Below are 419 nucleotides of genomic sequence, written 5' to 3'. Positions count from 1 at the left end.
GTATTATAGTGCAGTCCGGTTTCTCTGTCGAAATATTGACCCTGAAAACGTAAATTCTGCTGACCCCGGAATCCCGGCACCGGGTGCTGTTCCCGTTTTAATTTGCCCCACAGGCTGTAGTCGCCGTGCCAGATAATACGTCCCTGACTGTCCGTCAGTTCTTCCGGCAGGCCGTTCAGTGCAACGTGATAATAACTGATATCCGTTGTCTGTTTTTCCGGATGGTCAAAGCTTTCTATCCGTGCCAGCGGGTTATAGCTGCCGCTGTTATAGACGTAATGCAAGGTCAGATGTGCGGATTTACTGCTTTTCTCCGCCGCCAGCCGCAGGCCGTTCCAGCAGAACTGTACCGTTTCTTCCGGTGCCCGGTTTTCCGGGGGTTGCTTCAGCCGCTGTGCCTGTGCGGACTGCCAGACCCG

Annotated in this window: 1 protein-coding gene; it reads right to left on the bottom strand. The window is 54.2% G+C overall.

Annotated features, from left to right (window positions below):
• The coding region (locus tag R5268_RS19395; RefSeq protein WP_317423129.1) for an RHS repeat domain-containing protein at window positions 1–419 on the bottom strand (419 nt) is incomplete at both ends.

Source organism: Morganella sp. BCCO 40_0007 (assembly GCF_032989665.1).
GTDB classification, from domain to species: Bacteria; Pseudomonadota; Gammaproteobacteria; order Enterobacterales; family Enterobacteriaceae; genus Morganella; species Morganella sibonii.
Note: the sequence above shows the minus strand (reverse complement) of the source record. Positions and strands in the feature narration are given on the sequence as shown.